Origin of the sequence: Curtobacterium sp. RIT-PI-V (genome assembly GCF_025642935.1) — a bacterium.
In the GTDB taxonomy this organism is placed as follows: Bacteria; Actinomycetota; Actinomycetes; order Actinomycetales; family Microbacteriaceae; genus Curtobacterium.
In genome coordinates this window covers 19,719-42,824 of record NZ_JANZKM010000026.1, presented here as the reverse complement: position 1 = coordinate 42,824, position 23,106 = coordinate 19,719, and the positions used below count along the sequence as shown (strand labels likewise).

Genomic DNA, 23,106 nt, shown 5'->3' with positions numbered 1-23,106 from the left:
TCCGACCGGGATCCGCAAGTGCACGGCGCTCTGCAGTTCAAGCGGTGCGTGTTGCCCCGGCGGTCGAGCGTCAGCGGAACTGGTTCACGAGCGCGGCGACGATCGGGACACGTGTCAGCAACACGATGATCGCGTAGCCGATGACTCCACCGAGGGTGTTCCAGATGAAGTCGTTGACGTCAGCGACGTGACCACCGGATAACAGCTTCTGCGCGGCGAGTTGCAGGAGCTCGATCGTCAGGCTGACGGCCGCGGAGGTGAGCAGCGCCTTCCACCACCGCGGACGCCGCATGAGGAGCTGCAGGAGGACGCCCAGTGGCACGAACACCGCCACGTTGGTGAGCGCGTCCGCGAGCTCGTAGTCGTGGAACGGGATCAGCGCCAGCGCCGGTGCCCACGGCTCGTTGCTCGAGTTCGGGTGAAGGAAGATCGGGAAGACCGTGTTCGCGAGGATCCCCGCGGCGTAGACGGCGATCGCGGCGGTGACGGCAACACGCGGCCACGTGAAGCGCCGTCCCCTGCGCAGGAGCGCCAGCTGGACGACGAACACGACGACACCGAAGGGAACGGCAACCGGCAGGACGGGGACTTCGCCGAACGGGTTGGAAGACATCCGGAGAAGCCTAGTGACGCTGAGCTGCTGCGGAGGACCAACGAGCGTCGACCGCCGCAGGTGCTCGCGTTCCGCGATCCGTCAGGACGCACGCGACCGCACTGCGGACGCCCCGCTGGCGCGGTGCGCTGGTATCGGCGGGTGGGGCCCACCTCCCGTCTCGTTCGCTCCTGGTGCGATCACGAACCGAACTCGATGAGCTGCCCGCGTTGCAGCTGGAGTCGACGTCCGCATCGCTGTGCGACGCGCTCACTGTGGGTGACGATCACGAACGTGGTCCCTGCGCGCTGCAGCTGGTCGAAGAGGGCGAGCACGTCGTCTTCGGTCGTCTCGTCGAGTGCCCCGGTGGGCTCATCGGCGAGGACGACGGCGGGGCGCTTCGCGATGGCTCGAGCGATCGCAACGCGCTGCGCTTCTCCTCCCGAGAGTCGTCGTGGGCGCTTGGCGACAAGGTGACTGATGCCGACCGCCTCGAGGGCGTCATGTGCTCGGGCGGCCGAGTCAGCGCGAGCGGGAACTCCGAGCCGGACGTTGTCGAGCACGCTGCGGTCGCCGAGCAAGTTGTGATCCTGGGTGACGATGCCGATGTGACGGAGCCGGTGCGCCGCCATCCTGGATGTGGTGCGCTCGAGCACGTGCCCGTCATGCTCGTAGGTCCCGCCGAAGTCGGTGTCGAGGCCGGCGAGGATCCGGAGCAGCGTGCTCTTGCCGGATCCGCTGCGCCCAGTGATGGCTACTGACCGATCGTCGTCGCGAAGGTCGAAGTCGAGTCGGTCGAACAGTGTTCGGGTCGATCCGTCGGGCTCGGTGATCGTCTTCGAGACGTCGCGCAGCGCGATCATCGTGGGGTACCTCTTCGGCGTTGGGTGGTCATTTCGATACGGACGGCTCGTCGGCTGACAGCGCCGTCCACCACGCACCAGAGCAGGAGGACGGTGCCGGCGCAGAGTCGAGCCGTCGCGCTGTCGTTGGGGAGCAGCGCGCTCATCGCGAGGAACAGCCCGAGCGCGGCGGTGTACTCGGCCAGGCGGCTTGCGCGGAACAGTCGGTTCGTGTGGTTCGGGCTCTTTCCGAGGAGATGGTGCACCCGCGCTACTGGCGCTCGACGGTGATGCAGGAGCCGGCGGAGGAAGGCCGTGATGATGCCCACGCCCGCGGTGAGGACGACGAGCAGCGCGGTGACGAGCACCAGGTTGTCCTGGATGAGCTGGCGGACGAGGGAGAGCTGCACGAGGTAGGCCGGAACTCCGAGCAACGTGTACGACCGGAAGCCGGTGTCGTCTCCGATCTCGTCGAGTCGCGCGACGACGCCACTGAAATCGAGGCTGCGATCGACGGCGAGGTCGGCGTTGAGTACCTGGAACACCAGGCGCCCGAACAGCTCGGGATCCAACCGATCGAGTGCTGCTCGGTCGAGTCCGGCGAGTGTCGGCGGGTAGGGCACGATGACGGTGTCGTCGAGGTAGTGGTTCGATTCACCGCGGAAGTACATGGCGCTGTCCGGTTCGAGGAAACCGACGACCTCGAGCTCCTGCTCCTGCAGGATGACCGCTCCGGTGAGGTGTTGTCCGAGCTCGTACACGCCGCGGTACTCGTTGCCGAGTAGTACCGGGATCCGGCCGGAACCCCAACCGACGGTGGCCCACTCGATCGGCTTGCCGTCCTGCACGGAGAGCCCCGCGAACTCGTACGCGGTCTCGTTGAGCTGGATGGACTTGATGTCCTGGACGCTCCGTCCGGACTCGTCCTGGTACTTCCCGTTGAGTGTGTACTCGGTGCCGTAACCGACGTCGAAGCGGTCGTCGCCGCGGAAGTCCTGCACGGTGACGGGCTGGTCGTACGAGGAGATGAAGTCGAATCCGGGCTCGTCGTCGATGCGATCGACGAACGACGCGACTTCGTCGAGCGCGTGCTGGTCTCGCCGGATCGCCTCGAAAGCATCCGGGTCGAGATCGTCGACCACCGTGTAGAGGTCGACGTCGGCATCAGCGGACAGTCCCTGGGCCACGGCCTGCGATGTGGACTGGGTGAACGACGCCACGTTGTACCAGCAGAGTGCGAGCATCACGAGCAGGACGATCTTGGCGACGATGATCGGCCAGTTGGACCGGAGGTCGTTCAGCAGTTCCATCGACGGCTTCCCTGCCAGAACGAAGCGACGGACACGGCGAACACAACGCTCCCGACCGCCACGACTGCGGCGGTGACGTCGAGGTCGAGGGTGGTGGTCTGCCTGACGACCGCCGCGCCCGCGAGGGCGGTCGTACAGGCGGCGGTGCCGATCACAGCGACTCTGGCGGCCGCGCTGCGAAGGGAGTTCAGCGGCCGGAACCCGGTGGTGAAGCGGACGGCGGCGGTGCGGAGTTCCCATCGTCCAGCCTGAAGACCTGCGACCACGGCGATGAGCACGACGACGAGCGCGCTGAGCGCGACCAGGACCGGCGACACGGCGTCGACGTTCGTCCTGCGGTTCGTGCCGTCGTCGATGATCTCGACGCTTCGGCCAGGGAACTGTGCGTTGTAGTGGCGGACACTGTTCGGGCCGTCCAGGAGTAGCCGCTGTGGTGACCCCGAGAACTGCGACGGATCGGCGAGGACCACATCACCGGACAGCAGGCTGCCCGCCCGCACGCCAAGGCGTCCCACCACGGTGTACGTCGCGCCGTCGCCGACGACGATGTCGTCGCCGCGGACGGCGACGTCAGCGCCCACGAGGGCCTCGCCAGGACGCCCGGTCAGCGCGTGCCCGTCATTCAGCGGAACATCCACCCACCGTCCCGACAGGATCGCAACGGCGCGGATCTTCTCCTCGAGGTCCACGAACACCTTCGTTCCCGGTTCGAACGCGCTCCTGGCACGCCGGAGTTCGTCGAGCGTCGCGGTCACCCACGCGCTCTGGCCAGCGCGGAGGTCGTTGCCTTCCACGGCGACGACACGTCGACGAGCGTCGAACACTCCGATCAGCACGGTCAGGAGCATGGCCAGCAAGACCAGGCCAGCTGTCACCGTGAGCTGTCGCTTCGTCACGTCGTCTCCTCACGCCGCAGCGGGTGAGAGCTGTCGACGTTCCGGTTCCTGCGCAACCGACTGTGCCTCTCTGAACGGTGAAGTCCAACAGTTCAGTGGTTAACATGTCAGAGATGGAACGCTTTGTCGAGCAACGTGTTCGGTCGCGACGAGCCCCGGATACGCGGTCGGGGATCTGCAGCGCGACCACGGACGGACGGGAGGCCCGGTGCCAGCTGGCGCCGGTCCTCCCGTCCGTTGATGGGTTGACCTCTACTTCCACCTCCACCAAGAGCACGTCGTCGAGGTGGCCGGACTCACGCTCCGGTTGCCGCGCGCAGCTGCCGCAGCGCCGCGTGCGTCGACGACTCTGCCGTGGCTCGGTAGGTGACGAGACTCTTGTCCTCTTCCCCTGCGACGCGGAACGATTCGACCTGCAGTTCGAGCTGGCCGACCTCGGGGTGGTCGAGTTGCTGGATGCTGTGACAGCGTTCCCGGATCTCGTGTCGCGCCCAGAGTCGGGCGAACGTCGGGCTCGTGACGGCGAGTTCGCCGACGAGGGCGGCGAGGTGTGGGTCGGTCGGGTGGAAGCCGGCGTCCACTCGGAGCTGTCCGACGACATCGGCTGCCTTCTGGTGCCAGTCGATGAAGAGGTTCCGGTACTCCGGGTGGAGGAACACCAGCCGCGCCCAGTTGCGCTCCGAGCGGGGGAGGCGCTCGAGGTCGCCGAACACGAGCGATCCGAGGGTGTTCCACGCCAGGATGTCCGACCGTCGGCCGACGATCATCGCCGGAACCCCTCCGAGTGCGTCGAGCAGCGATTGCAGCTCCGGCCGGACCGCCGCGTTGCTGCAGGTGTTCCTCCGGGCCTCGGCTCGCGGGTTCACGAGGCGGAAGAGATGCTCCGCCTCGGCGGGCGTCAGGCGCAGGGCTTGGGACAGTGCGCCGACGACCTCGTCGGACACCCGCCCGGCATCGCCTTGCTCCAGTCGGGTGTAGTACGCGGGCGAGACGCCTGCGAGCATGGCGACTTCTTCGCGGCGCAGTCCTGGAACCCGTCGACGCCCGCCTCCTGGCATTCCGACGTCGTCCGGGCGGATCTGGGCTCGCTTCGCGGCGAGGAAGCGTCCCAGCTCCTGCCCTTCGTCCTCATCCGCCGTCACCAGCGGAGCTGCAGACGTGGAGGAGCTCATCGATCCAGTATGTGGCTGATCGTTCCGGTTGTCCCACCACTGTCAGTGGTACCCGCGGCGGACGTACGCAGCAGGGGAGTCTGGCTCGGGCAGTCGTTCCGAGTGAGTGTTGAGGGGTTCGTGGAGCAGGGCTGAGCCTGCTCCGGCACCACCGTCGAGGAGAACCACCCATGCCGATCGTCCCCGCCTACGCCGCCCCCGCCGCCGGAGCGCTCTTGGAACCGTCGTCGGTCGAGCTCCGAGAACTCGGTGCACACGACGTCCTCATCGACGTCCGCTTCACCGGCCTGTGCCACACCGACATCCACCTGACGCGCGACGAGTGGGGCCCCGGGATGTACCCGATGGTCCCTGGGCACGAGATCGCCGGGATCGTGGCCGCTGTCGGCTCCGAGGTCACGGCGCACCAGGTCGGCGACCGTGTCGGTGTGGGGTGCCTGGTCGACTCGTGCGGGGAGTGCGAGCGCTGTCTCGCGGGCCAGGAGCAGCAGTGCCTCCGTGGTGCCACCGACACGTACAACGCGATCGGTCGCGACGGCAGGGTCACCTACGGCGGGTACGCGAAGCAGGTCGTCGTCACCGAGGCCTTCGTGCTGCGGATCCCGGACGCGCTTCCCCTCGACGTCGCGGCACCGCTGCTCTGCGCGGGCATCACCACGTACTCGCCGCTGCAGCGCTGGAACGCCGGCCCCGGCAAGAAGGTCGCGGTCGTCGGACTCGGCGGGGTCGGCCACATGGCGGTGAAGATCGCCCACGCCATGGGCGCCGAAATCACGGTGCTGTCCCAGACGCTCGGCAAGCGTGAGGACGGGCTGCGCCTCGGTGCGGCGGACTACCGTGCGACGTCGGACGCCGCGACCTTCACCGAACTCGCCGGCCGCTTCGACCTCATCCTGTCGACGGTGTCGGCCCCGATCGACCTCGGCGCGTACCTCGGGCTCCTGCACGCCGAGGGGACCATGGTCATGGTCGGCATCCCCGACGAGCCGCTGCCACTGCACGCGTTCTCCCTGATCGCCGGCAACCGGGCGCTGGCCGGCTCCATGATCGGCGGCATCGCCGAGACCCAGGAGATGCTCGACTTCTGCGCCGAGCACGGGCTGGGCGCGGAGATCGAGACCGTCGCCGCGACGGACATCAACGACTCGTACACGCGGATGCTGCGGAGTGACGTTCGGTACCGGTTCGTCCTCGACGCCAGCACGATCTGACACGGCGCCGTCCGGCTTCCGATCGCGGCTGTGGTTGCTCGGTTCAGGAGCGGATGGTGCGGAGTGCGCCGGCCCAGAGTTCGAGCTGATCGAAGAGGTCCTCGGCTTGGCCGTCGTGCTCGGGGCCGGGGGTGAAGACGCGGTCGGGGAAGTCGCTGGGCAGGGCGAAGCGGACCTGGTTGCGGATGTCGGCCATCTGCAGTTCGCCGGCGACGCCGCGGAGGTGCTCGACGGCGCGGACGCCGTAGCTGGTGCCGTAGCTGACGAACCCGACGGCCTTGTTGTTCCACTCGCCGTAGACGTAGTCGAGCGCGTTCAGCAGAGCGGGTGAGGTGCTGTGGTTGTACTCGGGGGTGACGAACACGAACCCGTCGAACCGGGCGACGGTGGCGGCCCAGACCTTGGTGTGCTGGTGCTCGTACTGGCCGACGAGCGCGGGGATGCCTTCGTCGAGGAGTGGCAAGCCGGTGTCTTCGAGGTCGACGACCTCGTAGGTTGCGCCGTCCCGTCCGGTGGATCGGCCGTGGACCCAGGCGGCGACGGCTGCGCCGTTGCGGCCGGGGCGGGTGCTGCCGACGATGATCGCGATGTTCAAGGGAGCCATGAGGGGCCGCTTTCTCGGAGACGTGCTGCGTGGACGGAAGACGGGAGGAGGGGTCGGCTGGTGATGACCGGCCCCTCCTCCCAGTGGGGTGTTACTTGCCCTCGGCCTCGCGGGAGACGGGAGCCCACTCTGCCCACTCCGCCAGGCGCTGCTGGTAGATGTGCGGCGCGATCTGGGTGGGCCGCTCGCCGAAGAACACCCGGAGCGGCGCCTTCTCGGCATCGACCACCTTGAGGATCGCGGACCCGAACCCGACCGGCTCGGGGCTGGCGGTGCCGGACATCTGCTCGGCCATGGCGTCGTGCAGCGGCTGGTACTGCGGCAGCGTGTCGGCGAACACGGCGGAACTGCCGGCCCAGTCGGTGTTGAACCCGCCGGGCTCGACGAGGGTCACCTTGATGCCGAAGCCGGCGACCTCCTGCGACAGCGACTCGGTGAGACCTTCCAGCGCCCACTTCGAGGCGTGGTAGCCGCCGAGGCTCGGGAACGCGGCGACGCCGCCGATGGTGGAGATCTGGATGATGTGGCCCGAGCCCTGCTCGCGGAGAATCGGCAGGACGGCCTGGGTGACGTGGAGGACGCCGAACAGGTTCGTCTCGAGCTGATCCCGGAGCTGCTGCTCGGTGATCTCCTCGACGGTGCCGAAGAGGCCGTAGCCTGCGTTGTTGATGACGACGTCGAGCGACCCGAAGGTCTCGTGCGCCGCCTTCACAGCGGCGGCGACCTGGTCGCGGTCGGTGACGTCGAGCTGGAGGGGGAGCACGGCGTCGCCGTACTGCTCGACCAGGTCGTTCAGGGTGTCGGTGTTGCGGGCGGTGGCGGCGACCTTGTCTCCGCGCTGGAGCGCGGCGAGCACGAACTCTCGGCCGAAACCCTTCGAGGCTCCCGTGACGAACCAGACCTTGCTCATGATGCTCCTTCGATCGTAGCGTCTCAGTGACGACAGGTGCACCCTACGCCTTGAATGACACCGGGTGTCAAGTATGCCGCCTGAGGTTATGCTGACGGTATGAGCGAATCCCGACCGATCACGATGCGCGAGCGCACTCGTCGGATCGCGCAGACCGAGCTGACCGTCGTTGCGCAGGATCTCTTCCTCGAGCACGGGTACGAGGAGACGACCGTCGATGAGATCGCGGCGGCAGCGGGCATGTCCAAGCGCACGTTCTTCCGGTACTTCCCCTCGAAGGACGACCTCGTCATCGGCAAGTACGACCTCTTCGGCGACCGGATGGCCGAAGCGCTCGATCAGCGCCCCGCCGACGAGCCGGTGTGGGAGTCCCTGCGACGGGTGTTCGACATCACCCTCGACTACGTCCAGGACGACCACCAGCGCGCCCGGAACGATGCCATGGAAGCGATCGTGCGGAGCACTCCGCAGCTCTCCGCCGGCTACCTCGAGAAGATGCAGCGGATCCAGCAGCTCCTCATCGGACGTGTCGCGAACCGGATCGGCTCGGACGAGTCCGATGACGGGGATCCGCGAGCATCCGCCATCGTCGGAGCAGCGTTCGCCTGCATGCAGGCCGCTCGTGCGAGCTGGTTCGCTTCCGACCAGTCCGTGCCGTTCGACCAGGTGCTGGACAGTGCCATGGGCGCGCTCGCCGTCCAGGAGCGCCGCTGACCGCGACCCGGCAGGCCGTTCGCACCAGGGGCCGGTGTTCCGCACGAGCATGCAGCGGGGGCCACCGTGCCGCCGGGTGTGTTCGCATCCCCTGGCCGTACGGTGGTGTCACGCGGTCTTCGACTGCTGGAGCAGGGCACGACTGGCCACTTCTGATCACAGCATCTGGAGTGACCCCGTGGGCGCCGACCGCGAACGAAGACTGTTGCAGACCATCATCGGGCTGGTCGGCAGTGCCACCAGCTCAGAGGACCTCACCGGCCGACTGCAGCACCTGGTGGACGAGTCGGCGGCGTTGTTCGACGTCCACGCTGCCGGGCTGATGTTGTTCGGCTCGGACCACCGGTTGCAGATCACCGCCTCGGTGGGCCACCACAGCGGACTGCTCGAGCTCCTGCAGCTCGAAGTCGGCGACGGGCCCTGTCTCGAGGCAGCACGGACGGGGAGCGTGGTCTCGATCCCCGACGTCCGAGTGGCCGAGCCGCGATGGCCGCACTTCTGCCGGGCCGCGGCTGACGCCGGGTACACAGCCGTCCACTCGATCCCGCTGCGGCTCCGGACGACCGTCATCGGATCGCTCAACCTGTTCGGCGAGTCCGCCGGCGCGTTCGACGAGGACGACCTCATCGCTGCGCGGGCACTCGCCGACATAGCAGCGGTCTCGCTCATGCAGCAGCGCACCATCGACGACGCGGTGACGACGCAGGGGCAACTGCAAGCAGCACTCGACAGCCGTACCGTCATCGAGCAGGCGAAGGGGTGGATCGCGAACCGGAACGGGGTGGACACCGCGACCGCATTCTCCCTGCTGCGCGACCACGCGCGGCGGAACCAGCTCCCGCTCGCCGAGGTCGCCCTCGCCGTCCTCGCCGGACGGACCACCCTCGGCTAGTCCCCGCCCCCTCGCAACGCTGCGCCGGAACGAGTTCCAGACGGACAGGACGGCACCGCTCGGAAGCCGATCGGTCGCCGGGCGGTCAGCGAGGGCGCTTCCGCTCGTTTCCGCTTCGGTCACCCCGGAGCGTCGCCATGTGGATCACGACGTGGCTGCGGTCGAAGCGGGCACGGCCACGGACGTTCCTGGCACCGCCCCACCCCAGCCGTTGAACCCACCGAACACGACTGTGACCGGGACGGCCTGCGCCCGGTCGGCCACGTACCGGTACACGCCGCCCGGACGGCCGAGCCACAGCACACGTGCCGGCGATGTGGTCGTCGCCACTGTCCGGAGCTCCACCAGGTACTGCCCGGAGGGGATCTGGAACTGCGCCGTCTGTTCGCTGTCGAGCAGCGTCGAGAACCGGGTCGAGAACGTCGTGCCGGTCGTCGCGTTCGTCACCATGACGCTTGCGCCGCTCAGCTGCGCCGACGGGCCGCGGGACGCCGAGGCCGCGAAGACGGCCAGGTCGTAGTCACTGTGTGCGTAGTGCCTCGACAACGTCACCTGCGAAGCAGGGAGGGTCCCTCGCTGCTGGTACACCCGGGTCTTCCACACGGCGGGCGATGCCGTGCCGCTGGCGTACGCCTCGATGCGGTACTTCCCGGTGCTCAACCCGACGAACCGGTACTGGCCCGTGCTGTCCGAGGTCGTCCGGAACACCTGCGAGGTGTCCTCGTTCCAGGCGTACATCAGGCGCCCGGCGGCGGGTCCCGTCGGACCGACCACACCGCCCTGCACGGTGGCACCGATCACGAGCGGCACGGTGACCGCGACCGTCGTGCCGCCGAGGATCTCGATGTCGGAGCGGAGTCCGGGGGCGTAGGTCTGCGTTCCGCGCGGCGGGAGTTGCCGTGTGGTGACCGTCACGGTGTCCGGGGCGGGGATGCCGGTGAACGTCGCGGTACCGTCGGCATCGGTGGTGGCGTTCCCGACGACGGCGTCGGTGCCGATCGCCGCGAGTTCGACGTCCGCCAGCCGGATCGCGGTGCCGTCCGGCGCTGCGAGCTGCACGGCGATCGTTCCCGACCCGGCCGCGGCCGCTGGCGACGCCAGGCCGACCATCGTGGCTGCGGCAAGCGCAACGACCAGTGTCGTCCCCGTGATCAGTCGCATCGCGTTCCCCGTCCACCAGCCGTACCGTGCAGCGGACTGTACGCGTCGGGCGGGCGGTGGGGAAGGACTGTCCTGAGCGCGAGGCGCAGCGTCGCATGCGTTACTGTCGGAGGCAGAGGGAAAAAATCCCGCGCTGCTCCGGCAGGCTGGACCGCACACGCGTCTCACGGGAGTCGCCACTTCTTCATCGAAGGAGTGCGCCCGTGTCCGACCCCATCGCCCGCCCGCCGTTCGACCCCGAACTCGCGACCTTCCTGACGGCGCTCGAGGCCCGAGGCCCGTTCACCCTCACCGCGGAGATGCTGCCCCGTATGCGACAGCTCGACGTGCCCGAGGACGTCCTCGACGAGCGCCTGCGGTCCCGCGGGTACCAGCGGCGGACCGTCACCGTGCCGGGGCACCTCGGCGACCCCATCGACCTCGCGATCATCGACCGCGCCGAGCGCACCGGTGCGACCGGTGCGACCGGTGCGACCGGTGCGACCGCAGCCGTCTACTCGATCCACGGCGGGGGCATGATGTTCGGCCACCACCTCGGGAACCTCGACTCGTTCGACGACTGGCTGCTCGACCACGACGTGGTCCTCGTCAGCGTCGACTACCGCCTCGCACCCGAGTACCCCGATCCGTACCCGGTGGAGGACTGCTACGCCGGTCTCGTCTGGGTCGCAGAGCACGCCGACGAGCTCGGCATCGACCCGGCACGGATCGTCGTCGCGGGGCAGAGCGCCGGCGGCGGACTCGCCGTGGGGACGGCCCTGCTCGCACGCGACCGGCAGGGTCCGAGCCTGATGGCGCAGATCCTCGTGTCGCCCATGCTCGACGACCGTGACGACACCGTCTCGACCCGACAGATCGACGGCGTCGGCGTCGCGGACCGCCAGATGAACCGCTTCGCGTGGGACGCGTACCTCGGACCACGCCGCGCCGCGCCCGACGTCTCGGAGTACGCCGCTCCGGCTCGTGCTGCAGACCTGTCCGCCCTGCCGAAGACCTACATCGACTGCGGCAGCGCCGAGGTCTTCCGCGACGAGGACGTCGCCTTCGCCAGCCGACTCTGGGAAGCGGGGGTCGACGCGGAGCTGCACGTCTGGCCCGGTGCCTTCCACGGGTTCACGAGCATGATGCCCGACGCAGCGATCTCGAGGACCGCGACCGCTGCCCTCGCGGACTGGACCCGGCGGCTGCTCGGCGATCCTTCGCCGATCGAGCGCGCAGCCGGTCGTCAGGACGGATCTCTGGACGGCGCGTCTCGGTAGACGTCCCCACGAGCGGGACGGGAGGCCCGGTGCCAGCTGGCACCGGGCCTCCCGTCCGTCACGGATCGCGTCCCGGGCCCGGTCCACGCGCGCAGGAGCGCGCTCACGTGGCCGCGTCCGTTCGGCACCGGCTAGTGGGTGGTCCAACCGCCGTCGATGACGAGTTCCTCGCCGGTGACGTACTTCGCCTCGTCGGAGGCGAGGTAGACCATGCCGTACCCGATGTCCGTCGGTTCGCCGACGTGCGGCGGCAGGGGCACCTCGCCGCCGAGCTGCTCGGCCATCGTCTCCTTCGTCATGCCCGCAGCGGCCGCGAGGCCGGTGTAGACGGAGCCGGGGTGGATCGAGTTGACGCGGACACCGTCTCCGGCGAACCACTGCGCGGCGTGCTTCGTGAGCGACCGGACGGCACCCTTCGACGCGGAGTACGCCGCACCGCCGGCGTCGGAGACACCGCCGACGATCGCGGCGATGGACGACACGTTGACGATCGATCCGCCGCCCTGCCGCTGCATGTGCGGGATGACCGACTTCATGCCGAGCCACACGCCGGTGGTGTTCACCGCCATGACCGTGTTCCAGTCGTCGAGCTCGGCTTCGAGGATGCCCTTGGCGATGTGGATACCCGCGTTGTTGACGAGCACGTCGACGCGTCCGTGGTCGGCGACCACCCGTTCGACGACGCCGTTCCACGATTCCGGCGACGTGACGTCGAGCGTGATCGCGGTGACATGACCTCCTTCGTCGCGGATCGTGGCCGCTTCCCGCTGCAGGGCGGCTTCGCTGACGTCGGTCATGATGACGGTCGCGCCCTCCCGGGCGAACAGCTGGGCTCCGGCGAGGCCCATGCCGCTCGCTGCGCCGGTGATGATCGCGACCTTGTCGTCGAGTCGTGCCATGTCGTGTCTCCTGCTCGTCTCGTGGTGGGGGTCAGACGCGTTCGGGGCGTCGGATGCTCTCGGCGCCGCCGTCGATGAAGACGATCTGTCCGGTGACGTGTGTGTTCTCGGCGCTGGCGAGCCACACCAGGAGTGCTGCCGGGGCGGCGGGCGGCGCGGCGGGACCGTTCAGGGGAGACGGGGCTCCCGCGTCGAGGGCGGCGCGGCCCTCGGCGCTCTGCAACGCTGCGGCCGTCATCGGCGTCTCGATGACCCCGGGCGCGATCGCGTTCAGTGCGATGCCGGCGCCGGCCCACTCCGGGTCCTTCGCGTGGGTGCGGACCCACTGTGCGATCGCCTTCTTGGTGGTGGAGTAGATGGCGCTCGACCCTGCGGCGTTCGTCGCCGTCCCGATGCGCTCGGCCTCCCGTCGTGCGCCTGGCTCGTCGTCCGCGAGGAGCCGCTCGTACAGGCCTTCGTCGACCTCTTCGAGGGCTGCGAGGGACGCGACGACCACGGCGCGCGGGGCGTCGGAGCCGGCGAGGAGCGGGCGGAGTCCCTCGAGCGTGGCCGTCGCGCCGAAGTAGTTGACCCCGACCGTCACGGGACTCGCCGCGACGAGCCCGGCGACGGCGATCACGCCGTCGACCCGGCCACCGGAGCGCTGCTCGACCTCGTGCACGAGCGCGGTGCGGCCCTCGCCGGTACTGAGGTCCGCGACGACGTCCGCGTCCTTGATGTCGACACCGATCACGCGGTGCCCGTCGGCTTCGAGTCGTTCTGCGGTGGCCTTGCCGATCCCGGAGGCAGCTCCGGTGACCACGTACGTCCTGCTCATGGTGGTTCCTCTCGTCATCGTCGACGTCGGCGCGCGGGAGCGCGCGAGCTCCGCTCGGGCAGCGGAGAAGTCAGGGGTCAGTCGCTGCCGACCAGCCACTCGGGCATGACGGCGACCAGTCGTTCGGCCATCGCGTCCTGCCCAGCCGGAGCGTCGTCGCGGAGCCAGGCCGTCAGCATCGCGATCGCACCACCGGCGATGAACAGGGCGGTGTCCTCAGCGTTCGCGCGGGGCACGCCCGGGTGGTCGAGCGTCTGCATCGTGGCGAGGACCTGTTGCGCGTACGCAGCGACGACGCTCTCGTGCACGCGTCCGGAGAGCCGCCAATCGAGGGACGCCCGGTAGAAGGCCGACCGAGCACCGATGTGTGCGATCAACCGTCGGGTCGACGCGGTCGCCAGCGTGCGCGGGTCGATGTCGGCGTCGGCCCGGCCCCGGAGGTCGTCGAGTCCGATGTCGCGGAACGTGTCGACGAGCATCGAGACGGCGAGCTCGTCGAGATCCGCGAACTGGGCGTAGAAGGCGCTACGGCTCACGCCAGCGGTCCGGGAGATCGCGTTGACCGAGATCTCCGCGGCCGGCTCCGCGACGAGGCGCTCGACCGCTCGCACGATGGCGGCACGCGTCCGTGCCGGTCGGGGGTCGGTGGCTCGTTCCGAAGCGCTGCTCTGCACGCATCCACCATACGACTTTTCCGACATGTGCGTGGAAAGTCACGGGTTGCGCTGTTCACCAACCGGACTCCCACGCATGGCAGGGTGGTCCGGGGCATCGTCGCCCGCAGCCCAGCCAGCCGCGAGCGGAGCACGATGCCACCACCCGACCTGATGGTCGTCACGGACCTCGACGGGACGTTCCTCGACCACCACGACTACTCGTTCGACGCTGCCCTGCCGATGCTCGAGCACCTGCGCGCGGACGGCGTGCCCGTGGTGTTCTGCAGCAGCAAGACCCGGGCTGAGATCACCGCCCTGCAGCGGCGAACCGGTCTGGACGGGCAGGCGTTCGTCGCGGAGAACGGTGCGATCGTCGTCGGACCGGACGGCAACGTGATGACCGGAGCCGGAGCCGGAGCCGGAGCCGGAGCCGGAGCCGGAGCCGGCCCCGCGAACGCCGATCTCGAGCGCCTCCGCCAGGACCTCGGCCGCATCCGAGCGGACCTGGACCTGCACTTCGCGACCTTCGGCGGCGAGACTGACGAGGTCGTCGCCGCCTGGACCGGACTCGACCTCGAAGCAGCCGGAGCCGCACGGCAGCGCGAGGCCTCCGAGGTCTTGCTCTGGCACGCCGAGGACGACGACCGCGCGGGCGCGTTCCGCGCGGCGCTCGCCGCGGCCGGCCTCGACCTCGTGCGCGGCGGCCGCTTCTGGCACGTCCTGCCCGCCGGGCGCGACAAGGGCACCGCGGTCCGCCTGCTCGTCGCCGACCACGAACGCCGCACCGGCACCGTGCCGCGCACCATCGGGCTCGGCGACGGCCCGAACGACACCGCGTTGCTCGACGCCGTCGACCTGGCGGTCGTCGTGCGCGGCCACGGCCCGGCACCCGGGCCGCTTGCCGACGACCGCCCCGAGCGCGTGTACCGAACGACGCACCCCGGCCCGCTCGGCTGGAGCGAAGGCCTCGAACACCACCTCGGACACCACCTCGAACAGCACCGCGAACAGCACCTCAGGAGCCACCGATGAGCGACTTCCACCAGAACGGCGTCATCACGACGTTCCACGACCTCGGCCGCCGCAGCACTGCGAGCATCGAGGACGACCTGCGCGGGTTCGCCGAGAAGCGGCCGATGAGCCTGATCCTGCCGGCGCTGTACTCGGAGCTCGAACGCCCGGCGCTCTCACGGATCGTCGACGAGCTGGCCGAGGCCGACTGGCTCAGCGAGATCGTGATCGGCCTGGACCGCGCCGACCGCTCGCAGTTCGAGCACGCGCGGGAGTTCTTCGCCCGGCTGCCGCAGCGGCACCGCATCCTGTGGAACGACGGGCCGCGCCTGCGGGAACTCGACGCCGAGCTGGAGCGCGAGGGGCTGGCACCGGGGGAGCCGGGCAAGGGCCGGAACGTCTGGTACTGCACGGGCTACGCGCTCGCGTCGGAGCGTGCGGAGTGCATCGCGCTGCACGACTGCGACATCACCACGTACGAGCGGGGCATGCTCGCGCGGCTGTTCTACCCGGTCGCGAACCCGGCGTTCGACTACGAGTTCTCGAAGGGCTACTACGCCCGCGTCGCCGACGGCCGGATCAACGGCCGCGTCGGACGGCTGCTCGTCGGCCCGCTGCTCCGGTCGCTCCGCCAGGTCTACGGGGAGTCCGAGTACCTGGAGTACCTCAGCAGCTTCCGGTACCCGCTGTCCGGCGAGTTCGCGATGCGCGCGCACGTGCTGAACGGGCTGAAGATCCCGGGGGACTGGGGCCTCGAGATCGGCATGCTGTCCGAGGTCTACCGCGACTACGCGACCCGGCAGGTGTGCCAGGTGGAGATCGCCGACGCCTACGACCACAAGCACCAGCCCCTCGCCGAGGCCGACGGCACCGGCGGACTCGCACGGATGGGCAACGACATCGTGCAGTCGCTGCTGCGGAAGCTCGCGACGATGGGCGTCCCGCTCACCTCGGACTCGTTCCGCGTGCTCAAGGCGACGTACTACCGGAACGCCCTCGACATCGTCGAGGTCTACCGGCACGAAGCCGAGATGAGCGGGCTCGGCTTCGACCAGCACGCCGAAGAAGCGGCCGTCGAGCTCTTCACCAAGGCGATCCTCGACGCCGGCGGCGCCTTCAGCGCACGCCCGGACGACAAGCCGTTCATCCCGAGCTGGAGCCGGGTGCGCTCGGCGGTGCCGGACGTGCTCGAGCGGTTGCAGGATGCGGTGGAGGCGGACCAGCAGGACTGATCACGCGCCCTGGGCGCGACCCCGAGGCGGACGGGAGGCACGGCGCGAGCTGGCACCGTGCCTCCCGTCCGGCGGTCTGGCGCCGTTCTCAGGCCGCCGGTCGCGGCGCCCAGCCGAGTTGCGGACCCAGGTGCTCCGCGATGTCCGTGGTGATCTGCGCGTAGTCGTCCGGCTCGAACGAGAACGGCAGCGCGAAGGCGACCTCGGTGACCGCCTGGTAGCCGGCGTCGGCGCGCAACCGGTCCGCGATCTCCGCCGAAGTGCCCACGAGGTCGGCGGCGAAGAGCATCCCGCCGGGCCCCATCGGCACGCCCACGCGCCCCGAGCGGCTCTCGACGTAGGCGCGGTAGCGGGCCTCCTGCTCGCGGGTCGCCGTGTCGGTCGGGATGACGACCAGCCCCTGCGAGACGCGCGCAGCGCTGCGGTCGGGGTGGACGTCGAGGTAGGCGTCGATCTGGGCCCGCTGGTTGGTGGCGAAGTCCGTGCCGTTCTCGCTGCGGGTGACGCTCGACGTCAGCAGGTGGAAGCCGTTCTCGCCGGCCCAGACCGCCGACTTCGTGCTGCCGGTGCCGTACCAGATGCGGTCGGCGAGGCCGGCGCTGTGGGGCTGGACGGTGCTCGCGAACTCCTCGATCCCTCGGCGTTCGACGGTGCCGGTCCCGGTCCCGGTGCCGGTCACCGCGTCTCCGCGCACGAGGTCACGGAAGCGCAGGAGCCGGTCGTTGCCGAGGTCCTCGTGCTCGGCGGTGTCGGGGTAGATCGCGTCCTTGTAGAGGTCGAAGTTCATCGGGGTACCGACCGAGAAGCCGGGGTTCAGGCGTCCGCCCAGCAGCACGTCGACGGTGCCGAGGTCCTCGGCGAGCCGGAAGGGGTTCTCGGCGCCGATCGGGGTGACGGCGGTGCCGAGCTCGATCCGCGAGGTCCGCTGCGACGCCGCGGCCATCACCGCGACGGGGGAGGAGATGCCGTGCTGCAGGTGCCGGTGGCGCAGCCACGCGCTGTCGAAGCCGAGCGCCTCCGCGCGCTCGATGACCCGGAGCGTGTCCTCGTGGCCCTGCGATGGCCGGGCGGGGTCGAACGACCCGATCGTCAGGAAGCCGAGCCGTTCCAGGGGAGTTCCGTCGAGGGGCATGCCTCGATCGTGCCAGACCACCGGGTGGCGCGGGGGTGCGGCTGGCAGGCTGGGGCCCGTGCGCATCACTCTGGACTCCGCGACCGAAGTCGTCACCGACATCCGCTTCCCCGAGGGCAACCGCTGGCACGACGGGCGGCTCTGGTACTCGGACATGCACACCGGCGAGGTCTTCTCGATGGACCCGACCTCGACCGCGGCTCCGCGTCTCGAGGCCACGGTCGAGGGCCAGTCGTCGGGGCTCGGCTGGCTCGCCGACGGGCGACTGATCGTCAGCTCGATGGAGTCCCGCACGGTCGTCGCCGTCGACGACCACGGCGAGGCATCGGTGTTCGCCGACCTGTCCGGCGAGGAGTCGTCGCTCCTGAACGACCTCGTCGTCGACGACGCGACCGGCCGGACCTACATCGGGGCCTTCGGCTACGACCTCTACGGCGGCGAGGAGCTCCGCCCCGGCCCGCTCTGGGTGATCGAGCAGGACGGCTCGTTCCGTCTCGTCGCCGAGGGGCTGGTGTTCCCGAACAGCGCGAACGTCCTGCCCGGCACCCGGACCCTGGTGGTGAGTGAGACGTGGGGCGGCCGGCTCACCGCGTTCGACATCGAGCCCGATGGTTCGCTGACCGGACGGCGCGAGTGGGCAGCGCTGCCCGGTGGTGTCACGCCGGACGGCAGCACGGTCGACCGCGACGGCGCCGTCTGGGTCTGCTCGGTCGACACGGGGGAGTTCCTCCGGGTGCTCGAGGGCGGCGAGGTCACGGACCGGATCGATGCCCCGGGGCTGTGTGCGATCGACTGCGCGCTCGGGGGCGAGGACGGCCGCACGCTCTACCTGGCGACGGCGGACAGCTACGACCCGGCGACCACGGCGCAGACGCGTGCGGGGCGGATCAGCGCGGTGCGGGTGGCGGTGCCGGGTTGGTGACCGGAAGCCTGGCTGCCCGCTGATCGCGGTGGGAGCCCGCTCGGTGCGAGGTTGACCGCATGGTGCGACGCATCAGGGCCGCACCATGCGTGCAACCTCGCACCAGGCAGTTCGGGCACCGCATCAACGGACGGGCTGGCGCGAGCGTGCGGCGCGGCCGGCCGACCACGTCGTCACGAGGGCCGCGATCCCCATCGCGATGCCGACGACGCCGGAGCCGAGGCACAGTGGCATCACGAGCCCGAGGCCGATGTTGGCACCCCCACCCTCCGGTCCGTAGTAGACGTCGGCCATCAGCGCGCCGACGCCGAGGAACCCGACGGCCAGCAGCAGCGTGCTGATCAGGTGGAACGTGCGCGCGGTGGTCATGATCTGGCCCTTCGTCGACGTGGTCGACGAATCCTCGCACGATGCCACATCGACGTATTCCTGTCCCGGCATCTGACTCCCGCCGAGCGGGTGCCGCGGCGCTCCGATGCCACGATGGTGCGGTGACCACGACCCCCGAGCCCGCACTCGTCCCCGAACTCCTCGTCGCCGACCTGGACCGGAGCCTCGTGTTCTGGTGCGGCCGGTGCGGCTTCGAGGTCCGCTACTCGCGGCCCGAGGAGTGCTTCGCGTACATCGCCCTCGGCACCGCACACCTGATGCTCGAACAGGCCGGGGTCGGTCGGAACTGGATCACCGGTCCGCTCGAGCGCCCGCTCGGCCGAGGCGTGAACTTCCAGATCACCGTGCCCGACAGCCGCGCGCTGGCCGCCGCCCTGCTCCGTGCCGGGATCGAACTCTTCATGCAGCCCGAGACGAAGTGGTACGACGTCGGGAGCGAGCAGGCCGGCGTGGACCAGTTCCTCGTGCAGGATCCGGACGGGTACCTGGTGCGGTTCCAGTCCTCGGCGGGACGACGCCCAGTGGCCAACTGAACTCGTACGATCGGCCGTGCCTTCCATCCAGATCGAGAGCCCTCGCAGCGACGACGTCCTCAGCCTGCTCCGCCAGGGGGACGCCTTCGCCCTGGCCCTGTACCCGGCCGAGAACTACCACGGCCTCGACGTCGACGCCCTGGAGTCCGAGGGGGTCTCGCTGTTCGTCGCTCGCGAGGGTGGTGTGGCCGTCGGCACGGCGGCGCTCGTCGATCGGGGCGACGGAACCGGTGAGGTCAAGCGCATGTTCGTCACCGACGACGCTCGAGGACTCGGCGTCGGCCGTGCCCTGCTCCAGGCGCTCGAAGCGCATGCGCTGGCCGAAGCATCTCGACGGTGCAACTGGAGACGGGCTTGCCGCAGGTCGCGGCGATCGCCCTGTACGAGAAGCTCGGGTACCGGCAGATCCCGCGGTTCGGGCCGTACGCCGACGACCCGACGAGCTACTGCATGGAGAAGCACCTCTGACTCGGTCGTCATCCGTCCGTCGGGCGCGACGCGCTCTCCGCAGCCGGCGCGTCATCGAGGCTCGCGTCGACCGCGGGGTCGGGTGACACCGTCTGCGTCCGGATCGGGAAGTCGTCGACGGCCGTCGCGGCGGAGTGTGGCACCTGCCCGCCGCGCACCCGCTTCTTGACGGCTGCCCACGGCCGACCGAACGCGGACCGCGGCGCGCGCTCTGACGGCCCCTCGACCTCGAGCCCGTAGTACGCGCCGACGTGTTCGAGCAGGACCTCGCGCTCGGCCCTGTCGTACGCACGCCGCTCGCGGGTGAAGGCGATGATCGTCGACCAACAGGTGAGCAGCAGCACGACGCTGAAGGGCAAGGCCGTGGTGATGGCCGCGGTCTTCAGGGCGTCCAGTCCGCCACTCAGCAGCAGTGCGACGGCGAGCAGGGCGGAGACGAACGCGAAGAACACCCGCAGCCAGTTCTTCGGCTCGATGTCACCGCCGGACGCGATCATCGCCATGACGAGGGCGCCGGAGTCCGACGAGGTCACGAAGAACACGCCGATGAGCAGGATCGCGCCGAACACCAGGACGGTGCCGGCGGGCAGGTCGCCGAGCAACGTGAAGAGCGAGCCCTCGACGTCGACGGAACCGTCCGAGCCGACCAGGCCGCCGGAGCCGTCGGTCTCGCGGTGGATCGCCGCACCGCCGAGGACCGCGAACCACAGGAACGTGAGCACGGTCGGCACGAGCAGGACGCCGAAGACGAACTGGCGGACGGTGCGGCCCTTCGAGATGCGCGCGATGAAGACACCGACGAACGGCGCCCACGACATCCACCAGCCCCAGTAGAACGTGGTCCACGCACCCTGCCAGGCCTCACCCTCGGCACCCTGCTGCGCGGTGACGTTGAAGGACAGGCCGACGACGTTCTGCAGGTACGAACCGATCGACTGCACGAAGTCGCGGAGCAGGAACTGGGTCGGACCGACGATGAGCACGAACAGCAGCAGCGCGGCGGCGAGCAGCAGGTTGAAGTTCGACAGGATCTTCATGCCCTTCGCCACCCCGGTGACGAGCGAGACGATGGTGACGGCGGTGATCGCGGCGATGATGACGATCTGGCTGACGATGCCGCTGTCGGCGATGCCCGCCTTCTCGAGCCCGGCGCCGATCTGGATCACTCCGAGGCCGAGCGAGGTCGCGACGCCGAACACGGTGCCGACCAGGGCGAGGACGTCGATGAGGTTGCCCCAGCCGCCGCGGACACGATTGCCGAGCAGCGGCTCGAGGGCCCAGCGGATCGAGACGGGGCGGCCCCGGCGGTGGATGGCGTACGCGAGCGCGAGGCCGAGCACCACGTAGATCGCCCACGCGTGGAGACCCCAGTGCAGGAACGTCTGGGTGAGGGCCTGCTGCGCGAGCTCGCTCTCCGAACCGGTGACGCCGGGGCGCGGCGAGGCGAAGTGGCTGAGGGGTTCCGAGACGCCGTAGAAGACGAGGCCGATGCCCATGCCGGCGGCGAAGAGCAGCGAGAACCACGAGCCCGTCGAGAACTCCGGTTCGTCCTGGTCCTTGCCGAGCTTGATGTCGCCGAACTTGCTGAAGCCGACGAACACCGAGAAGCCGACGAAGAACGCCGCGATGAGCACGTAGTACCAGCTGAAGTTCCGGACGATGCCGTCCTGCAGGCCGACGAACATCGCCTCGGCACTCGACGGCGAGACGAGCGTGAACGCCACGAAACCGAGCACGAGGACGGCGGCGGGCCAGAACACCCACCGCCGGACCTCCGAGGTCGTCGTGCGGGGGCCGGGCGGGGGAGCGGAGGTGGTGCTTGGCATGCACTCCATGGTGCCTGGCGGCGGCTCTGTGCGTTCGCTCAGGCGTGTCGTTCGGGTGAGCACCGTGCAGCCTTGGCCGATCCGTGCGGGGTTGCGTGCTCGGTGCGGCGCCGTAGGCGCGCACGGAGCGACCAACGGTGCACCGGTTGGTGATGTGCGCACGGTGCGCGAAGCGGTCGGGCCGGCGAGCGGCGGACGGGAGGCGCGGGGCGGGGGCGACCCGCGCCTCCCGTCCGCTCGTGGGCGCGCGTACCCCGTCAGGTGCGATTACAACGTTGACTTCCGTTTTACAGCGCTGTAAATAGGACCTGCGCGACGACGCGCACGAGGGAGTTGCCCGATGGTGGGAAGCAGGACCGGAACGATCAGCGCGGCCGTGAGCCGGCGGGGGTTCCTCGCCGGAGCAGCCGGCGGGATCGCGCTCGGCACGATGGCGCTCGCGGGGTGCGCGGCACCGCGCGCCGCGGCAGGGGGTGCGACGACGCTGCGGTTCTACGAGCAGAAGCAGGAGGTCATCGCCTACTTCGATGCGCTCCTGCGGCGGTTCGAGCAGGGGCACTCCGGGCTGTCCGTGGTGCACGACAGCACGACGGCGATCGCGCCGCAGTTCGTCCGCGGCGAGCCGGCCGACGTCGGCTGCTTCAACGACAACCTGGAACTCGCGCGCTACATCTCCCGCGGTGTGCTGAGCGACCTCGGCGACCTGCCCTCGGCGGCCCGGGTCCGACCGGACATCGACACCCTGACGAACCAGTACGCGAGGTTCGAGGACCGCACGAGTGTGCTGCCGTACTCGCTCGCTGCCGCCGGGGTCATCTACAACAAGCGGATCTTCGCCGACCACGACCTGCCCGTGCCGACGACGTGGGACGAGTTCGTCGAGGTGTGCCGGACGCTCCGGAAGGCCGACATCACCCCGATCTACGCGACGGACCGCGACACCTGGACGCTCTGGCAGGGGCTGTTCGACTACTCCGTGGGCAGCCTGGTCGACACCGGCTCGTTCTTCACGAAGATGAAGGCCCTCGGCACCGACGTCGGCCCGGACTCCGCGGTGTCGTTCGAGAAGGACTTCGCGGTGCCGATGGAGCGCGCGAAGACCATCTCGACGTTCTTCAACCCCGACCACGCCACCCGTGCCTACGCCGACGGGAACCTGGCGTTCGGCAAGGGCGAGGCCGCGATGTACCTGCAGGGGCCGTGGGCGCTCGGACAGATCGCGCTGGTGAACAAGGACCTCGAGGTCGGCACGTTCGCACTGCCGGTGTCGAACGATCCCGGCGACCGGCAGGCGCGGGTGAACATCGACCTCGGCCTGTGGATCCCGACCGCGTCGCAGCACCCGGACGAGGCGAAGGAGCTCGTCGAGTTCCTCATGCAGCCCGAGGTCATCGACGCGTACAACCGCGACAACCTGGCGTACTCGCCGACCAAGGACGCGCCGCCGCAGCAGGACGAGCGACTCGCCGGCCTGCAGCAGTACGTCGACGACGCCGCGTTCTACCAGGGCGCCGGCACCTTCATCCCCACCTCGATCCCGCTCGGCAACTACCTGCAGTCGGCGATCCGGAGCGGGGACTTCACCTCGATGCTGCAGCGGCTCGACTCGGACTGGCGGCGTCTCGCCGGCCGTTCGGCGACGGTCTGAGCCGGACCA

General features: G+C 69.7%; 24 protein-coding genes and 1 pseudogene. 11 read left to right on the top strand and 14 right to left on the bottom strand.

Annotated features, from left to right (window positions below; genetic code table 11):
- Positions 1-70: 70 nt before the first annotated feature.
- The 5 genes from OGL88_RS14600 to OGL88_RS14580 form a co-directional block, all read right to left on the bottom strand.
- A complete protein-coding gene (locus OGL88_RS14600) occupies positions 71-613 on the bottom strand; it encodes a VanZ family protein (RefSeq protein ID WP_263091908.1) in 543 nt (180 codons plus the stop codon).
- Positions 614-792: 179 nt separating this feature from the next.
- Complete coding sequence (locus OGL88_RS14595; protein WP_263091907.1) at positions 793-1,455, bottom strand: ABC transporter ATP-binding protein; 663 nt, start codon at positions 1,453-1,455, stop codon at positions 793-795.
- Positions 1,452-2,744 (bottom strand): hypothetical protein, encoded by a 1,293-nt coding sequence (locus OGL88_RS14590; RefSeq protein ID WP_263091906.1) that lies wholly within the window; start codon positions 2,742-2,744, stop codon positions 1,452-1,454. The genes OGL88_RS14595 and OGL88_RS14590 overlap by 4 nt, the downstream gene beginning before the upstream one ends.
- The gene (locus OGL88_RS14585; protein ID WP_263091905.1) at positions 2,732-3,433 is read right to left on the bottom strand and encodes a hypothetical protein; all 702 of its coding nucleotides are present in this window, start codon (positions 3,431-3,433) and stop codon (positions 2,732-2,734) included. Before OGL88_RS14585 ends, OGL88_RS14590 begins: the two co-directional genes overlap by 13 nt.
- A 503-nt stretch (positions 3,434-3,936) precedes the next feature.
- Entirely contained in the window at positions 3,937-4,812 is an 876-nt protein-coding gene (locus tag OGL88_RS14580) for a helix-turn-helix transcriptional regulator (RefSeq protein ID WP_263091904.1), read from the bottom strand.
- A 170-nt stretch (positions 4,813-4,982) separates the two neighbouring features.
- On the opposite strand from OGL88_RS14580, the gene OGL88_RS14575 reads away from it, so the two are divergent.
- On the top strand, positions 4,983-6,023 hold the full coding sequence (locus tag OGL88_RS14575) for an NAD(P)-dependent alcohol dehydrogenase (protein WP_263091903.1): 1,041 nt from the start codon (positions 4,983-4,985) through the stop codon (positions 6,021-6,023).
- 43 nt (positions 6,024-6,066) lie between these two features.
- On the opposite strand, the gene OGL88_RS14570 is transcribed toward OGL88_RS14575, so the two are convergent.
- Both OGL88_RS14570 and OGL88_RS14565 read right to left on the bottom strand, forming a co-directional pair.
- Positions 6,067-6,627, bottom strand: a complete 561-nt coding sequence (locus OGL88_RS14570; RefSeq protein ID WP_263091901.1) for an NADPH-dependent FMN reductase — start codon at positions 6,625-6,627, stop codon at positions 6,067-6,069.
- A 91-nt stretch (positions 6,628-6,718) separates the two neighbouring features.
- Complete coding sequence (locus tag OGL88_RS14565; protein ID WP_263091900.1) at positions 6,719-7,537, bottom strand: SDR family oxidoreductase; 819 nt, start codon at positions 7,535-7,537, stop codon at positions 6,719-6,721.
- 99 nt (positions 7,538-7,636) lie between these two features.
- On the opposite strand from OGL88_RS14565, the gene OGL88_RS14560 reads away from it, so the two are divergent.
- Both OGL88_RS14560 and OGL88_RS14555 read left to right on the top strand, forming a co-directional pair.
- Positions 7,637-8,251 (top strand): TetR family transcriptional regulator, encoded by a 615-nt coding sequence (locus OGL88_RS14560; RefSeq protein WP_263091898.1) that lies wholly within the window; start codon positions 7,637-7,639, stop codon positions 8,249-8,251.
- A 205-nt stretch (positions 8,252-8,456) separates the two neighbouring features.
- Positions 8,457-9,143, top strand: a complete 687-nt coding sequence (locus tag OGL88_RS14555) for a GAF and ANTAR domain-containing protein (protein WP_263091897.1) — start codon at positions 8,457-8,459, stop codon at positions 9,141-9,143.
- 144 nt (positions 9,144-9,287) lie between these two features.
- Here the strand turns inward: OGL88_RS14555 and OGL88_RS14550 are convergent, their stop codons facing one another.
- Positions 9,288-10,304, bottom strand: coding sequence for a carboxypeptidase-like regulatory domain-containing protein (locus tag OGL88_RS14550; protein ID WP_263091896.1), 1,017 nt, complete (start codon positions 10,302-10,304; stop codon positions 9,288-9,290).
- Between the two features lie 203 nt (positions 10,305-10,507).
- Between OGL88_RS14550 and OGL88_RS14545 the strand changes: the two genes are divergently transcribed.
- Complete coding sequence (locus OGL88_RS14545) at positions 10,508-11,563, top strand: alpha/beta hydrolase (protein ID WP_263091895.1); 1,056 nt, start codon at positions 10,508-10,510, stop codon at positions 11,561-11,563.
- Between the two features lie 131 nt (positions 11,564-11,694).
- Here the strand turns inward: OGL88_RS14545 and OGL88_RS14540 are convergent, their stop codons facing one another.
- The 3 genes from OGL88_RS14540 to OGL88_RS14530 all read right to left on the bottom strand — a co-directional run bounded on the left by OGL88_RS14540 (position 11,695) and on the right by OGL88_RS14530 (position 13,953).
- Positions 11,695-12,462, bottom strand: a complete 768-nt coding sequence (locus OGL88_RS14540; RefSeq protein ID WP_263091894.1) for an SDR family NAD(P)-dependent oxidoreductase — start codon at positions 12,460-12,462, stop codon at positions 11,695-11,697.
- Positions 12,463-12,493: 31 nt separating this feature from the next.
- Positions 12,494-13,279 (bottom strand): SDR family oxidoreductase, encoded by a 786-nt coding sequence (locus OGL88_RS14535; RefSeq protein WP_263091892.1) that lies wholly within the window; start codon positions 13,277-13,279, stop codon positions 12,494-12,496.
- Positions 13,280-13,356: 77 nt separating this feature from the next.
- Complete coding sequence (locus OGL88_RS14530; RefSeq protein WP_263091891.1) at positions 13,357-13,953, bottom strand: TetR/AcrR family transcriptional regulator; 597 nt, start codon at positions 13,951-13,953, stop codon at positions 13,357-13,359.
- A gap of 135 nt (positions 13,954-14,088) precedes the next feature.
- Between OGL88_RS14530 and OGL88_RS14525 the strand changes: the two genes are divergently transcribed.
- Both OGL88_RS14525 and OGL88_RS14520 read left to right on the top strand, forming a co-directional pair.
- Positions 14,089-14,967: an HAD-IIB family hydrolase gene (locus OGL88_RS14525; protein ID WP_263091890.1), complete on the top strand. Its 879-nt coding sequence runs from the start codon at positions 14,089-14,091 to the stop codon at positions 14,965-14,967.
- Positions 14,964-16,178, top strand: coding sequence for a glycosyl transferase (locus OGL88_RS14520; RefSeq protein ID WP_123939447.1), 1,215 nt, complete (start codon positions 14,964-14,966; stop codon positions 16,176-16,178). The genes OGL88_RS14525 and OGL88_RS14520 overlap by 4 nt, the downstream gene beginning before the upstream one ends.
- Before the next feature lie 88 nt (positions 16,179-16,266).
- Here OGL88_RS14520 and OGL88_RS14515 read toward each other — a convergent pair whose 3' ends face one another.
- Positions 16,267-17,310 carry an LLM class flavin-dependent oxidoreductase gene (locus OGL88_RS14515; RefSeq protein ID WP_263091889.1) on the bottom strand — a complete coding sequence of 348 codons (1,044 nt, stop codon included), beginning with the start codon at positions 17,308-17,310 and terminating at the stop codon, positions 16,267-16,269.
- 58 nt (positions 17,311-17,368) lie between these two features.
- On the opposite strand from OGL88_RS14515, the gene OGL88_RS14510 reads away from it, so the two are divergent.
- On the top strand, positions 17,369-18,232 hold the full coding sequence (locus OGL88_RS14510) for an SMP-30/gluconolactonase/LRE family protein (RefSeq protein WP_263091888.1): 864 nt from the start codon (positions 17,369-17,371) through the stop codon (positions 18,230-18,232).
- Positions 18,233-18,355: 123 nt separating this feature from the next.
- Here the strand turns inward: OGL88_RS14510 and OGL88_RS14505 are convergent, their stop codons facing one another.
- Positions 18,356-18,601: a hypothetical protein gene (locus tag OGL88_RS14505; RefSeq protein ID WP_263091887.1), complete on the bottom strand. Its 246-nt coding sequence runs from the start codon at positions 18,599-18,601 to the stop codon at positions 18,356-18,358.
- A gap of 122 nt (positions 18,602-18,723) precedes the next feature.
- Between OGL88_RS14505 and OGL88_RS14500 the strand changes: the two genes are divergently transcribed.
- The 3 genes and pseudogenes from OGL88_RS14500 (at position 18,724) to OGL88_RS14490 (ending at position 19,623) form a co-directional block, all read left to right on the top strand.
- Positions 18,724-19,155, top strand: coding sequence for a bleomycin resistance protein (locus OGL88_RS14500; RefSeq protein ID WP_263091886.1), 432 nt, complete (start codon positions 18,724-18,726; stop codon positions 19,153-19,155).
- Positions 19,156-19,171: 16 nt separating this feature from the next.
- Positions 19,172-19,432: pseudogene (locus tag OGL88_RS18100) on the top strand (GNAT family N-acetyltransferase); the annotation flags it as partial.
- A 59-nt stretch (positions 19,433-19,491) separates the two neighbouring features.
- Positions 19,492-19,623, top strand: coding sequence for a hypothetical protein (locus tag OGL88_RS14490; protein ID WP_263091919.1), 132 nt, complete (start codon positions 19,492-19,494; stop codon positions 19,621-19,623).
- A gap of 8 nt (positions 19,624-19,631) precedes the next feature.
- On the opposite strand, the gene OGL88_RS14485 is transcribed toward OGL88_RS14490, so the two are convergent.
- Positions 19,632-21,449: a BCCT family transporter gene (locus OGL88_RS14485; RefSeq protein ID WP_263091885.1), complete on the bottom strand. Its 1,818-nt coding sequence runs from the start codon at positions 21,447-21,449 to the stop codon at positions 19,632-19,634.
- A gap of 376 nt (positions 21,450-21,825) precedes the next feature.
- Here OGL88_RS14485 and OGL88_RS14480 point away from each other — a divergent pair, with 376 nt between their 5' ends.
- Positions 21,826-23,097, top strand: a complete 1,272-nt coding sequence (locus OGL88_RS14480) for an ABC transporter substrate-binding protein (RefSeq protein ID WP_263091884.1) — start codon at positions 21,826-21,828, stop codon at positions 23,095-23,097.
- The last annotated feature ends 9 nt before the right edge of the window (positions 23,098-23,106 follow it).

Excerpts from the sequence above, each read along its gene's own strand:
- OGL88_RS14560 (WP_263091898.1), top strand. The coding sequence starts at position 7,637 with ATGAGCGAATCCCGACCGATCACGATGCGCGAGCGCACTCGTCGGATC.
- OGL88_RS14540 (WP_263091894.1), bottom strand. The coding sequence starts at position 12,462 with ATGGCACGACTCGACGACAAGGTCGCGATCATCACCGGCGCAGCGAGC.
- OGL88_RS14520 (WP_123939447.1), top strand. The coding sequence starts at position 14,964 with ATGAGCGACTTCCACCAGAACGGCGTCATCACGACGTTCCACGACCTC.
- OGL88_RS14535 (WP_263091892.1), bottom strand. The coding sequence starts at position 13,279 with ATGAGCAGGACGTACGTGGTCACCGGAGCTGCCTCCGGGATCGGCAAG.
- OGL88_RS14575 (WP_263091903.1), top strand. The coding sequence starts at position 4,983 with ATGCCGATCGTCCCCGCCTACGCCGCCCCCGCCGCCGGAGCGCTCTTG.
- OGL88_RS14485 (WP_263091885.1), bottom strand. The coding sequence starts at position 21,449 with ATGCCAAGCACCACCTCCGCTCCCCCGCCCGGCCCCCGCACGACGACC.
- OGL88_RS14525 (WP_263091890.1), top strand. The coding sequence starts at position 14,089 with ATGCCACCACCCGACCTGATGGTCGTCACGGACCTCGACGGGACGTTC.
- OGL88_RS14590 (WP_263091906.1), bottom strand. The coding sequence starts at position 2,744 with ATGGAACTGCTGAACGACCTCCGGTCCAACTGGCCGATCATCGTCGCC.
- OGL88_RS14565 (WP_263091900.1), bottom strand. The coding sequence starts at position 7,537 with ATGAGCAAGGTCTGGTTCGTCACGGGAGCCTCGAAGGGTTTCGGCCGA.
- OGL88_RS14600 (WP_263091908.1), bottom strand. The coding sequence starts at position 613 with ATGTCTTCCAACCCGTTCGGCGAAGTCCCCGTCCTGCCGGTTGCCGTT.
- OGL88_RS14580 (WP_263091904.1), bottom strand. The coding sequence starts at position 4,812 with ATGAGCTCCTCCACGTCTGCAGCTCCGCTGGTGACGGCGGATGAGGAC.
- OGL88_RS14595 (WP_263091907.1), bottom strand. The coding sequence starts at position 1,455 with ATGATCGCGCTGCGCGACGTCTCGAAGACGATCACCGAGCCCGACGGA.
- OGL88_RS14570 (WP_263091901.1), bottom strand. The coding sequence starts at position 6,627 with ATGGCTCCCTTGAACATCGCGATCATCGTCGGCAGCACCCGCCCCGGC.
- OGL88_RS14505 (WP_263091887.1), bottom strand. The coding sequence starts at position 18,601 with ATGACCACCGCGCGCACGTTCCACCTGATCAGCACGCTGCTGCTGGCC.
- OGL88_RS14550 (WP_263091896.1), bottom strand. The coding sequence starts at position 10,304 with ATGCGACTGATCACGGGGACGACACTGGTCGTTGCGCTTGCCGCAGCC.
- OGL88_RS14515 (WP_263091889.1), bottom strand. The coding sequence starts at position 17,310 with ATGCCCCTCGACGGAACTCCCCTGGAACGGCTCGGCTTCCTGACGATC.